At 52.1% G+C, this 12,270-nt stretch carries 12 protein-coding genes and 1 other annotated feature (1 of these 13 running past the window's edge); all 12 genes read left to right on the top strand.

Features of this window, described 5'->3' with window-relative positions:
* The 12 genes from murC (at window position 1) to AC3ZPD_RS10925 (ending at window position 12,098) form a co-directional block, all read left to right on the top strand.
* Window positions 1–1,377 (top strand): UDP-N-acetylmuramate--L-alanine ligase, encoded by a 1,377-nt coding sequence (gene murC / locus AC3ZPD_RS10980; RefSeq protein ID WP_490984341.1) that lies wholly within the window; start codon window positions 1–3, stop codon window positions 1,375–1,377.
* Between the two features lie 209 nt (window positions 1,378–1,586).
* The gene (locus AC3ZPD_RS10975; protein WP_490984340.1) at window positions 1,587–3,053 is read left to right on the top strand and encodes an SPOR domain-containing protein; all 1,467 of its coding nucleotides are present in this window, start codon (window positions 1,587–1,589) and stop codon (window positions 3,051–3,053) included.
* Window positions 3,054–3,285: 232 nt separating this feature from the next.
* The gene (locus AC3ZPD_RS10970; RefSeq protein WP_490984604.1) at window positions 3,286–3,894 is read left to right on the top strand and encodes a Maf family protein; all 609 of its coding nucleotides are present in this window, start codon (window positions 3,286–3,288) and stop codon (window positions 3,892–3,894) included.
* Window positions 3,895–3,984: 90 nt separating this feature from the next.
* Entirely contained in the window at window positions 3,985–4,674 is a 690-nt protein-coding gene (radC, locus tag AC3ZPD_RS10965; protein ID WP_490984339.1) for a RadC family protein, read from the top strand.
* Between the two features lie 57 nt (window positions 4,675–4,731).
* Window positions 4,732–5,763 (top strand): rod shape-determining protein, encoded by a 1,032-nt coding sequence (locus AC3ZPD_RS10960; RefSeq protein ID WP_490984338.1) that lies wholly within the window; start codon window positions 4,732–4,734, stop codon window positions 5,761–5,763.
* Window positions 5,764–5,823: 60 nt separating this feature from the next.
* Window positions 5,824–6,702, top strand: coding sequence for a rod shape-determining protein MreC (gene mreC, locus AC3ZPD_RS10955; protein WP_490984337.1), 879 nt, complete (start codon window positions 5,824–5,826; stop codon window positions 6,700–6,702).
* Window positions 6,699–7,238: a rod shape-determining protein MreD gene (mreD, locus tag AC3ZPD_RS10950; RefSeq protein ID WP_490984336.1), complete on the top strand. Its 540-nt coding sequence runs from the start codon at window positions 6,699–6,701 to the stop codon at window positions 7,236–7,238. The genes mreC and mreD overlap by 4 nt, the downstream gene beginning before the upstream one ends.
* 75 nt (window positions 7,239–7,313) lie before the next feature.
* Window positions 7,314–7,976, top strand: a complete 663-nt coding sequence (minC, locus tag AC3ZPD_RS10945; RefSeq protein WP_490984335.1) for a septum site-determining protein MinC — start codon at window positions 7,314–7,316, stop codon at window positions 7,974–7,976.
* A 2-nt stretch (window positions 7,977–7,978) separates the two neighbouring features.
* Entirely contained in the window at window positions 7,979–8,776 is a 798-nt protein-coding gene (gene minD, locus AC3ZPD_RS10940) for a septum site-determining protein MinD (protein WP_490984334.1), read from the top strand.
* A gap of 233 nt (window positions 8,777–9,009) precedes the next feature.
* Window positions 9,010–9,981, top strand: a complete 972-nt coding sequence (locus AC3ZPD_RS10935) for a peptidoglycan DD-metalloendopeptidase family protein (RefSeq protein WP_490984333.1) — start codon at window positions 9,010–9,012, stop codon at window positions 9,979–9,981.
* A complete protein-coding gene (locus tag AC3ZPD_RS10930; protein ID WP_490984332.1) occupies window positions 9,974–10,837 on the top strand; it encodes a M50 family metallopeptidase in 864 nt (287 codons plus the stop codon). The genes AC3ZPD_RS10935 and AC3ZPD_RS10930 overlap by 8 nt, the downstream gene beginning before the upstream one ends.
* A 76-nt stretch (window positions 10,838–10,913) precedes the next feature.
* Window positions 10,914–12,098, top strand: coding sequence for an Rne/Rng family ribonuclease (locus tag AC3ZPD_RS10925; RefSeq protein ID WP_490984331.1), 1,185 nt, complete (start codon window positions 10,914–10,916; stop codon window positions 12,096–12,098).
* A 152-nt stretch (window positions 12,099–12,250) separates the two neighbouring features.
* Window positions 12,251–12,270 (top strand) — a sequence feature (ribosomal protein L21 leader region); it runs 63 nt beyond the window's last position.

The following is a 12,270-nucleotide window of genomic DNA, read 5'->3' as shown; positions in this document are numbered from 1 at the left end:
ATGTCAAACACGATAACAGAACACGTTCATTTCATCGGGATCGGCGGCTACGGCATGAGTGCGATCGCCCGGGTCATGCTGGAAATGGGTTACACCGTTACCGGCTCGGACGTAGCAGCCCAGGAGCTTACTGAAAAGCTTGCTGCCAAAGGAGCCAAAATTTATATCGGGCATACGGCCGAGCAGGTTCATGGCGCCGATATGGTTGTATATTCGACGGCGCTTCCCAAAGATAATGTGGAGCGCGTAGAGGCGCAGGAACAGGGCATTCCGATCCTGCACCGTTCTCAAATGCTGGCGCGGCTGCTTAATGAACGCAGGGGAGTGGCCGTTGCCGGCGCGCATGGCAAAACAACCACTTCTTCGATGATCGCTTTGGTCATGGAGGAGTGCGGGACGGATCCGACCTATATCATCGGCGGAGAAATCATGAATATCGGTACCAACGCAAAAGCGGGCAAAGGCGAATTCGTTGTGGCGGAGGCCGATGAAAGCGACGGCTCTTTCCTTCATTACTATCCGGCCCTTTCCGTGGTCACCAATATTGAAGCGGATCATCTGGAAAACTACGGCGGCGATTTCGGGCAGTTGAAGCAGGCCTACGTACAGTTTCTGAATCAAACCAAAGCCGACGGCAAAGCGGTGGTGTGCGGGGACGACAAAACGATTCTGGAGCTGCTGCCCCAAGTGAAAGCCAATATTATCACTTACGGCATCCATCAGGATTGCGATTATGTCGCCAGCGACATTCAGCTCGGCGACCGCAAGGTATCGTTTACAGTGAAACACCAGCATCAAGAGCTGGGTACGATTGAGCTGTCGGTACCGGGGAACCACAACGTGTATAATGCCTTGGCAACGGTTATAGTGTGCCTGGAGGCAGGCATCAAGTTTGAGGATATCACGGAAGCCATCCACCATTTTAACGGTGCGAAACGCCGTTTCCAGGTGCTGGGTGAAGCTAAAGATATTTTGGTCATCGATGATTATGCCCACCATCCGACGGAAATACAGGCGACGGTCAGCGCTGCTAAAGCGACCGGCAAACGGATTGTGGCGGTATTCCAGCCACAGCGCTATACGCGGACGTTTTTCCTGCTGGACGCGTTCAGCAAAGCTTTTGCCGATGCGGATGAAGTGATCATTACCGACATCTATTCGCCGGCCGGCGAAAAGCAGATCGAAGGGGTCAGTTCCTCCAAGCTGGTAGAGCTGATCAAGCAGAACAGCAACCCCGGGGCACGCTACATTCCGACCAAGGAAGAAGTGCTTGCCGATTTGGCGGGACGAGTACAGCCGGGAGACCTGGTGCTTACGATGGGCGCGGGCGACATCTGGAAGGTCGGTTATGCGCTGGCCAAACAAATTCGCGAGTAGCTTGCGGTATTTAAAATAGAATCAGATTTTCCTGCTTCGCAGGAGCCAAACCTCACAGCCCACGGCAGCAGCCGGAGGCTTGAGGTTTTTTTAAATATCGGGCTCTAAAAGTTACTGCGGAGTTCTGAGCTTGTCTTATTTTCATGGCATAACTGGCCGTCCATGTTCATACGCTGGAATTATAGAAGATGGACAAGGAGAGTGTGACGGTGAATAAAGCCAGAATGACGTTCCGCTTTGACGGCCAGGAGAAGACCCGGACAACCCAAAGCGAGCCGTTATGGGATCCTGTAAACGGACAGCCTTTGGAGCCGGTTGACGCGGAAAAAACGGCAGCCGCAAAACCGCATTTGGAAGTAGTTGCGGCTTCTAAAAAGATTCGGGAGCAGGCGCCTAAGCCCAATCAGGTACGGATGCCCAATCAGGTACGGACGTTCGCTGAAGGGATGCCGGATCCTGAACGGATGCCGGAGCGAGTACGAAAGCCTGGCCCGAACCTTAGAGGGCCGCTTCGCGCCGGATTGGACAAGGCAGCAGGGGGGAAACCGAATCCCGGTCGGGAACCGATTTCTAAGGAGCAGCGGGAGCCGCGTCGGTATGCGGATATGAATGCGGCGATCAGCAACTGGCCGGAAGAGGATGTCGGGAATCCTTTTCGGTCGCATGCGGGATTGGAGATGTACGGTTATCCTGAAGCGCAGGATGGCGAAGAGAACTCCGGACCCGTGTTCCGGGAAGAGGAGGAACAGGAGTGGTCCTCACGGTTCGAAAGGGAACGGCGCCAAGCCGGAACCGCAAGCGGACAAGGCCCGCTTTGGAGCGAAGATCCGGTCCGCCACCGGCCGCCAACCCGGCATTCGAGATGGAAGGTTGTTGGCTCGGTAACCGGGGCCGTCGTAACGGGCGCTTTGTTTGGCATGGTGGTTTTATCTTTGTTTAATAAAGAGGTGGAGTTCCCAATCCCGGGACTGGCGGCGATCAGCGAAACGGCGCAAAAGGCCGTAGATGCGCTGCCCGCCGTAGGAGAACTCAAGCAGGAAGAGACCGCCGGTGCGGCGGTGCAGGTGAACCTTCCGGCTCAGGATTATTTTTTCCTGCAATACGGGGTGTTCAGCTCCCCCGACGGAGTGACACGAGCGCAGCAAGAGCTTCAGGACGCGGGATATGCGGCGGCTCAAGACACACTTGATAACAAAAGGGTTTATGCAGCCATTTCCGCCGACCGGGAGCAGGCCAAGCTGCTGAGCAGCGAGATGAAGGCGGGCGGCGTTGACCTGATTTTGCATGAAGCCTCCATTCCTTCCGCAGCCTCCGTTCACTATGCGCTGAATACGGAGTCGCTAGAGCAATATGCCCAGCAAAGTGCTGAGCTCGTCAAGTTGCTCAGTGAAACGTCGGCCTCCCTGCTGCTGGAGGAGACGCCGAACTTGGACGGAAGTCTGATCACTGATTTACAGGAAAAGCACGTCCAGTTTACCCAAAGCGCAGCCGCCGTGCGCGGAGGTTTCGCGGGTAACGACAAGCAGTTGATCCAGAACATGGAGACCGAGATGAACAGCGCGGTGGAAGCCCTGCTCCAGTTTGATAAAACCAAAGCCAAATCCCATCTTTGGGAAGTGCAAAATTCCATGATGCGTTACGTGCTCGACGAGCAGCAGCTGTTCCAGCAAAATTAAGCTTTCGCGGTACGATCCGGCAGGTACAGGAAAAACTTTCCCCTGCCGGATTTTTGTTTGTATTGAGGAACAAATAACCTTATAATAAGTAGTGTCAAAAAATGGCGAGGCTTGACAGGGTTAACAACTTGTCACTACTTATGCCATTTTGTTTTTTTTGAGATGCCCTATTAAGACGATTTATGAAGTTACCTGAAATAAACGTGAATGAAGGAGAAATTTACGTTTGACTATGAAACCTTCCAAATCCATCATTTTGGCCTCAACTTCTCCCCGAAGACAAGAGCTGATTGCCGTCTTAGGCATTCCGTTTCAGGTCATCCCCAGCCATGCGGACGAAACGCTTTCGCCGGAATGGTCTCCGGAGCAGGCCGTGTCCGAGCTGGCCCGCCGGAAGGCGCAGCAGGTTTATGACTCCCTGGAGGTCCGGCCTGAAGCCGTCATCGTAGGAAGCGATACGGTTGTTGTCCGCGACGGGGAAATATTGGGTAAACCTGAGGATGAGGCTCATGCCATTCAAATGATCGCTTCCCTGCAGGGGCGCAAACACGAGGTTTATACGGGCGTGGCCTGCCTGGACGCTGAAAGTGGACAAACTATAGTGCGGTCGAGAATGACCAAAGTGACCATGAAACCGATGACGAGCAGCCAGGTTGCCGCTTACGTCCGCAGCGGGGAAGGACGGGACAAGGCGGGAGCTTACGGAATCCAGGGTTTGGGTGCCACTCTCGTTACTGAAATCGAAGGCGATTATTTTAATGTTGTCGGCCTTCCCTTGTCCTTACTTGCCGATATGCTCGGCGAATTTGGTCTTTCCGTGCTGAATGAAGACGAATTTTGAAAAACAATGAAACTTTTGACGAACCCGAAACGTTACTTGAATGTTTGTTAGGAACCGAAGTTTGATTTTCGGATGAGGAGTGGAACCAAGATGGAGTCGCCGCTTTATATGCTGCGCGACATCCCCCATGAAGAACGACCGAGAGAGCGCTTGATAAGATATGGAGCGGGTGCGCTGAGCCATGCTGAACTGCTTGCCATTCTGCTGAGGACGGGAACCCACCAGGAATCGGCTATCCATGTTGCCCAGAAGATTTTGTCCAAAGCCGGAGAGATCCGCGGTCTTGTGGATCTGAGTTTGGATGAGTTAACGGAAATTAAAGGGATCGGGGAAGCGAAAGCGATCCAACTGCTTGCGGGTATCGAAATCGGACGCAGGCTGGCGAGTTCTTCCCGCAGGGAAGCCTTGATCGTCCGCAGTCCGAAAGATGCGGCCGACATCGTCATGGACCAGCTGCGCTACCTGAATAAAGAGCATTTTATTTGCCTGTTTCTGAACACCAAAAATCATCTTATAGGTCAAGAGACGCTTTCCATGGGAAGCCTGAACGCCTCAATCGTCCATCCGAGAGAAGTTTTTCGCGCCGCAATGAAATGCAGCAGCGCGTCGATTGTCTGCGCTCACAACCATCCGAGCGGAGATCCTTCACCGAGCCCCGAGGATATCCAGATTACACAAAGGCTGTGCGAAGCCGGGAGAATTGTCGGCATTGACGTTTTGGATCATCTGGTCATCGGCGACGGGCGTTTTGTCAGTTTGAAGGAACAAGGTTTGATGTAATATAATAGTCCAGATATCCTGCCGAGCAGCGGCGATACAAGAAAAGGAGATTACAGCATGTTTGGTGGTTTTACGAAAGATTTGGGAATTGACTTGGGAACGGCGAATACACTTGTTTATGTGCGCGGGAAAGGAATCGTGGTCCGGGAGCCTTCCGTGGTAGCGATCCATACCGACTCTAAAAATATCGTGGCGGTAGGTGAGTCCGCCAAAAAAATGATCGGCAGAACGCCGGGCAATATCCGTGCGATCCGTCCGATGAAAGACGGGGTTATCGCGGATTTCGACACGACCGCAACCATGATTAAATATTTTATTTCGCAGGCTCAAAAGCAGCGTTCGATGTTCCAGCGCCATCCTAACGTGATGGTTTGCGTGCCTTCCGGCATTACGGCGGTTGAACAGCGTGCCGTTGAAGATGCGACCAAACAGGCGGGAGCTAGAGAGGCTTATACGATTGAAGAACCTTTTGCAGCGGCCATCGGTGCCGATCTTCCGGTTTGGGAACCGACGGGCAGCATGGTTGTTGACATTGGCGGAGGTACGACCGAGGTAGCCGTTATTTCCCTCGGCGGCATCGTAACGAGCAAATCCGTACGCGTGGCCGGCGACGAGATGGATGAATCCATCATCCAGTACATCAAACGCCAGTATAATCTGATGATCGGGGAAAGAACGGCCGAGCAGCTGAAAATGGACATCGGCTCCGCACTTCCGCTTGAGACCGTCGAAACGCTGGAAATCCGCGGCCGTGACCTTGTAACCGGTCTGCCTAAAACCATTTCCATTACTTCGGACGAAATCTCCGAAGCTTTGAATGATACGGTGAACGCAATCGTAGAAGCCGTAAAAGTTACGCTGGAAAAATGTCCTCCGGAGCTTGCAGCCGACATCATGGACCGCGGCATTGTGCTGACCGGAGGCGGGGCTTTGCTTCGCAACCTTGACAAGCTGCTCGCCGGCGAAACGGGAATGCCTGTAATTGTGGCGGAAAATCCGCTGGATTGCGTGGCAATCGGGACGGGCCGCGCGCTGGATAACATCCACATGTTTAAATCCAAAGGCCAGTCCGGACGTTCGAAACGCTGATCGTTATAACATAAATATAACCACCCTTGCAGTGGGAGAGAGAAAATGTATGGTTAGAGGGTGCTTAAACTGTTCAAATTACTGGGCAACAAACGACTGTTTTTCCTGCTGATGGGTTTAATCCTGTTTATCGCGGTCATGGGCTTTACGCTTGGACCGCGGGCAGGTTTGTCCTGGCCGGAGAAATTTAGCAAAGATACCGTCGGATTTGTACAGTATATCGTCTATAAGCCCGTCTCCTATATCGCGGGTTTCTTTGAAGATATTTCGAATTTGCGTTCCGTTCAGAACGAAAATGAGGAGCTCAAAATTGCGCTCGCCCATTATACGCGTGATAAAGCGAAGTACAATTGGATTGAACAGGAAAACGAACGTTTGCATCAGGAACTGAAGTTTACGGAACAACAGGAGCTCCGCAACAAAAATTACGAATACCGGATTGCCCATGTTATCAGCGTCAACAATGATCCGGACAACCGGACGCTTGTCATTGACCTGGGCAGCAGAAACGGCATTAAAAAAGAGATGGCGGTCACTTCGGATAAAGGCCTGGTGGGCACGATCAGCCAGGTCAGCAACTTTACGGCAACCGTAAAGCTGCTGACTACGCTGGACACGAAAGACCCGAATTCCAATGCGATAGCCGCTACGGTTCAGGGGAATGAAAACAAGTCCTTCGGCATGATTGAAAGTTACGACCAGGAGAAGGGCATGTTTTTGATGACCAAGATCAAAAGCGAAGATCCGCTGAAGAAGGGCGATACGATCATTTCTTCTGGTCTCGGCGGCGAATTTCCGCGCTTTATGGTCATCGGTACCGTTGTTAGCCGCCAAGTCGGGGAGTTTGGTTTGACGGACACCGCCTATGTTAAGCCGGCCACGGAGTTTTCCGACTGGAATGAGCTGTTTGTGGTCGTAACCCCAGAGGTTCCGCAATGATTCTTAAACATCGCAAACTGCTGCTCGTGCTGCTTTTGTTCGCCCTGTTTATTGCGGAGGGGACTATTGTGCCCTGGCTGATCCCTTCTGCCTGGCAGACCCGGCTGGTTCCGCATCTGGTTTATATCGTCATCTTATTTGTTTCCATTTATGAGAACAGGCACAGGGCGATGCTGCTGGGCATTATATTCGGTCTGCTTCAGGATGTGGTGTATTACGGGGCGATGATCGGTCCCTATTCCTTTGCAATGGGCTTTTCCGCTTATTTGATAGGCCTGCTGTTTAAAGGCAGCCGTACGCCGCTTACGTTTATGCTGCTTGCCGTTCTTATGGGGAGCCTGCTGCTGGACTCGGTGCTTTACGGCACTTACAGGCTGTTCGAGCTTAATCATCAGCCTTACAGCTGGGCGCTGATGCATCATATGCTGCCGAACATGATTTTTCATTTTATTTTTGCGCTTGCTGTGTACGTCCCGCTCAGACGTTTTCTGGAGAACAAATCCTCCCGCCAGCGCTCTAAAGAAGAGTCGGCTTAGCGTCAATTGTCAATTTGCGTAGAAAGCAGGAGATTGAGCCGCTCTGCGCGAATTACATAGTGGGAGGGACAGGCAATGACGGTAAAATCCAACCATGTAACGATTAAGGGCATCAAAGATGGCCTGATTTTCCTGTTTGATGATCAATGTGAATTTTCGGAGCTTCTGAACGAACTGCGTTACAAACTGGAGCACAGCCATCAGAATATATTGACAGGCCCCATCGTGCATGTGGATGTGAAGATGGGCAATCGAAATATTTCAGAGGAACAGAAAACGCTGATACTAGATACATTGAAGCAGAAGGGCAATCTGCTCATCCGGTCGGTGGACACCCCGGGAATGATATCCGATGATCAGGAGGGTCCGGCTTTAAAGACGCTCTGCGGCATGGTCCGGTCGGGTCAAATCCTGAGGCATGAAGGAAATCTGTTGTTTATGGGCGACGTCAATCCGGGAGGGCAAATTATTTGCACCGGGGACGTCCTGGTGATCGGAGCGCTGCGCGGCACGGTACATGCAGGGGCTGCAGGCAACGAGAAGGCGGTTATCGCCGCCTCTTATTTAGCTCCTACGCAGCTTCGTATAGCCGAAGTCATCAGCAGACCGCCGGATGAGTGGGAGAACCGGGAAACGAGCATGGAATTTGCTTACCTTCAGGAGGGCGCCATGCAAATTGATAAAATCAACCATGTGGGGAAGGTTCGTCCGGACTTCAATGTGTTTAAAGGGGTGTAGATATGGGAGAAGCAATAGTCGTCACTTCTGGGAAAGGCGGCGTAGGCAAAACAACTACATCGGCTAATATCGGTACGGCTTTGGCGCTTTTAGGGAAAAAGGTTTGCCTGGTGGATACGGATATCGGGCTTCGTAATCTGGACGTCGTGATGGGGCTTGAGAACCGCATCATTTACGATCTGGTGGATGTGGCTGAAGGACGCTGCCGGTTAAACCAGGCTTTGGTGAAGGACAAGCGGTTCGACGAGCTGTACATGCTGCCTGCAGCGCAAACCAAAGATAAAAATTCCGTTTCCCCGGAGCAGGTCCGGGATATCGTGCTTGAGCTTAAGAAGGAATATGAGTACGTCATTATCGACTGTCCGGCCGGAATCGAGCAGGGCTTTAAGAACGCCATTGCCGGCGCCGACCGCGCTATCGTGGTAACTACGCCCGAGCATGCGGCGGTGAGGGACGCAGACCGCGTTATCGGCCTGCTGGAAGGTTCCCACGTGGAATCTCCGAAACTGGTCGTCAACCGGATTCGTCCAAACATGGTCAAATCGGGGGATATGCTGGATATCGAGGACATTATTCAGGTGCTCAATATCGATTTGATCGGCATTGTGCCCGACGACGAGCATGTGATTAAAGCTGCCAACAGCGGGGAGCCAACGGTTATGAATCCGAATTCCTCCGCTGCGATCGCCTACCGCAACATTGCGCGCCGCATTTTAGGCGATACGGTTCCTTTGATGCAGCTGAACCAGAAGAAAGGCGCTTTTACGAAATTTAAGAAATTTTTTGGCATGGGCGGCTAAATCGGCCATAGCAGTTGGACTTATCTTTGAACGGACTCATGAATAGGCAGCGTTTGAAAAAAAGATAAAAAGGGTGTTTTCAGAACTGGTTCCGCAGTTTTGAAAACACCCTTTTTTTTGTATGAAAAATAGCGAGGGTTTTACGGAGGGACATGTTGTTCATATTCCGGCTTCCGCCGTCATAAAATGAAGCGAACAAGCTTCATGGCGCAAACGGGAGAGGGGAAGAAAAGATGGACGTCAAAAATAACGTAAAAAAACGCCGCGAAGAAAGAATCCGGGAGCTGATGAGCAGGGAAGAACGCCAGCTCCAGTTATACAGCAAACCCTCTTATCCGGAGGAATTTGGATATGGACGGGAAACGTCCGGTTTGCCTCAAGAAGGGAAGCCGATACAAGAGAATCAAGGGGTGGAGGAAAGGGATCCGGAGCTCTTGTGGAAGCAAGGACGCGGTTTGTGGCGTGAAGACGCATTCGGGCCGATTACCGCCACAGCTTCCTCTTCGGGTTTGGGCTCCGGCCCGGGTCCCCAAAACGGATTGAAGTCTCCGGCTGTACCGGATATTCCGGCGGGCGGAGGCGGCGGAACTTTCTTCCGCTCGTTATGGAAGCGGACTTTAATCAGCGCGGTCCTGTTTGGCGCCCTTTATGGCATACATCATGTCCAGCCTGCCTGGTCGGCCCCGATCGAAAGTTTTGTATCGGCCAACCTTCAGCAGGAGATGGACTTTCAGGCGGCCGAAGCCTGGTATGAACGAAATTTTGGCGGAGCGCCCAGCTTTATTCCGATCTTTGGAGAAAGCAGCGAACCGCAGCAGCTGGTGCAAAGCGCCCATGGCTTCACAATCCCCGTGGAAGGGAAATTGGCAGAAAGCTTCGCCATCAGCCTGAAAGGCGTAGAAATTGTCCCTGATTTGGATTCAAACGGCACGCAGGAGGTTAAAAGCGTTGAAACAGGCAGAGTAACGGAAGTCAGCGACGATGCGCTCACGGGCAAAACGGTTGTGGTTCAGCACAGCGGAGGTTACGTGTCTGTTTATGGCCGTTTAACGGAGGTTTCGGTATCGAAAGGGGATTGGCTCGAAGGCGGAGAAAAAATCGGCAGCTTCTCCAAAGCGAAAAGCGGCGGTTCGGATACGGTTTATTTTGCGATGAAAAAAGACGGGCTTTACATTGATCCGATAGAAGTGGTGCCGCTTGATTAAGATTGCCGGAATTCCGGTTTCTTTCCACCCCTTATTTGTTATAATTATGTTAACCTCCGTATTGACGGGGCATTTTGCCGAGCTGATTGTCCTGTTCGGCATTGTATTTGTCCATGAGCTTGGCCATGCCGCAGCCGCCCGGATGTTTGGATTAAACGTACTTTCCATTCAGCTGCTCCCGTTTGGCGGGGTAGCCGTGATCGAAGAGAACGGCAGCATGAATGCGAGGAAAGAAATCGCCATCGCGGCTGCCGGTCCTCTGCAGAATGTCATCCTGGCCGGATTAGGCCTGCTTATGCATGTGATCGGCTTATGGGACGGCGCTTCGTTGACCTATTTTATTGAAGCGAATCTGTTAATCGTATTGTTCAACCTGCTCCCGATCCTGCCGCTTGACGGGGGGAAGATGGGACAGGCTGTGTTCAGCCTTGTTTTGCCCTATCATACGACTTTGCTGTGGGCGACAAGGATCAGCCTTGTTTTTAGCGGACTTCTGATTGCTTATTCTTTTTATCCGCTGCTTCATCACCAGGGGGTTCAGCTGAACCTGCTGATGGTCGGCTTCTTTCTGTTTTATTCCAATTGGGTGGATCACGGGAATGTTCCGTTCCGCTTTATCCGGTTTCTGATCGGCAGGCAGCGTTTTTTATCCGACCGCCAGCCTTCTGCCAAAAATGCCCAGCCTTTAGTGGCCGATTCAGCGAAACCTTTGGATGCGATCCTGCGTCTACTAAAAAGAGAAAAGTATCATTTTGTATATGTAATGGATGCTAAAGGCGGGCTTTTGGAAATTGTACCGGAACAGAAAATGATCGATGTCTTCTTGTCCGGCTTGGCAAGCAATGAACTCAAATGACGTATTTGATTCACATATATGGAAAATGGAAATGTGGAAAGAAAAATAAATTGGGGAAATGGCAGCAGGTGAGAGTATGAAACAAATGGTAGTGCATTACGAACACGGGTCTGCCGAACTGGCGCTGCTGGAGGACGGGCGCCTTGTGGAATATGCCGTTGAACGCTCTGACGGCCAGGGACTTGTGGGCAGCGTGTTCAAAGGACGCGTCGCTAATGTGATTCCCGGCATGCAGGCGGCTTTCGTGGATATCGGACAAAAGAAAAACGCTTTTTTGTACATAGATGACTGTCTTTCCCCTCATTTGGAGAAACAGCCGAAGATCAAACCTTCCATTTCGGAGCTGCTTTCACCGGGGCAGGAAATTGTGGTGCAGGTTACGAAAGATCCGATGGGGACCAAAGGAGCCCGGGTAACGACGCATTATTCGCTGCCGGGGCGGTTTATTGTGTATATGCCAACCGCAGGTTACGTGGCCGTTTCGAAAAAAATTGAAAACGAAGCCGAGCGGGGCCGGCTGAAGGAAATCGGCGAGGAGCTTAGGCTGGAGGAGGAAGGGCTGATTTTTCGCACCATTGTGGAAGATCAGGCGAAAAGCGCTATCCGGGAAGATCTGGAGCTGCTTCGCCGCCAGTGGGAAGGAGTGCTGGCGAAAGCGGGCATGCAGGCGGCTCCCGTTCTGCTGCACCGGGATTTAAGCATGGTTCAGCGGCTAATCCGGGATGTTTTCAGCCCGCAGACCGATGAGCTGCTGGTCGACTGCGCCGTACACGCCGAAGAGGCGGGACAGTTCCTGGACAGTCTGGATCCCGCATTAAAGCCGCAGATCAAAATCCATAACTCCGGCGTTCCGCTGTTTGAAGCCTACGGGGTCAAACATCAGCTCGACAAGGATTTCCAGCGCAAGGTGTGGCTCCCGGACGGGGGATATTTGATCTGGGATCAGACCGAAGCGATGAATGTCGTGGACGTGAATACGGGAAAATATGTAGGCACGGATTCCCTGGAGGATACCGTGTTCCGAACCAATCTGCAGGCGGCCGAAGAGATCGCCCGGCTCCTGCGGGTGCGCGATATCGGGGGCATTATCATCATCGATTTTATCGATATGGAGCTTGAGGAGCACCGTAACGAGGTGCTGGCGAAGCTGCATGCCTGCATGCGCAGCGACCGCACCCAGCATCATATCCTGGGATGGACCAAGCTGGGGCTGCTTGAAATGACCCGCAAGAAAATGAGAGATAACGCCGACCGCAAATAAAACGGGCCGAGCTGTTTAATGTAGCTTGCAAGAGGCATTTAGCTTGCAAGAGGAAGCTGGCCAGTAGGCTTTCTTCCTGGACTGGATTTCTGTTGATTTCCTGCCGGGATTGTGCTAATATACTTGAGTATGTGTTTCAAGTACATCTTGTACACATGCTGTAACCGCACCG

The organism is Paenibacillus mobilis (assembly GCF_058267595.1).
This window is presented reverse-complemented; position numbering and strand designations above follow the sequence as displayed.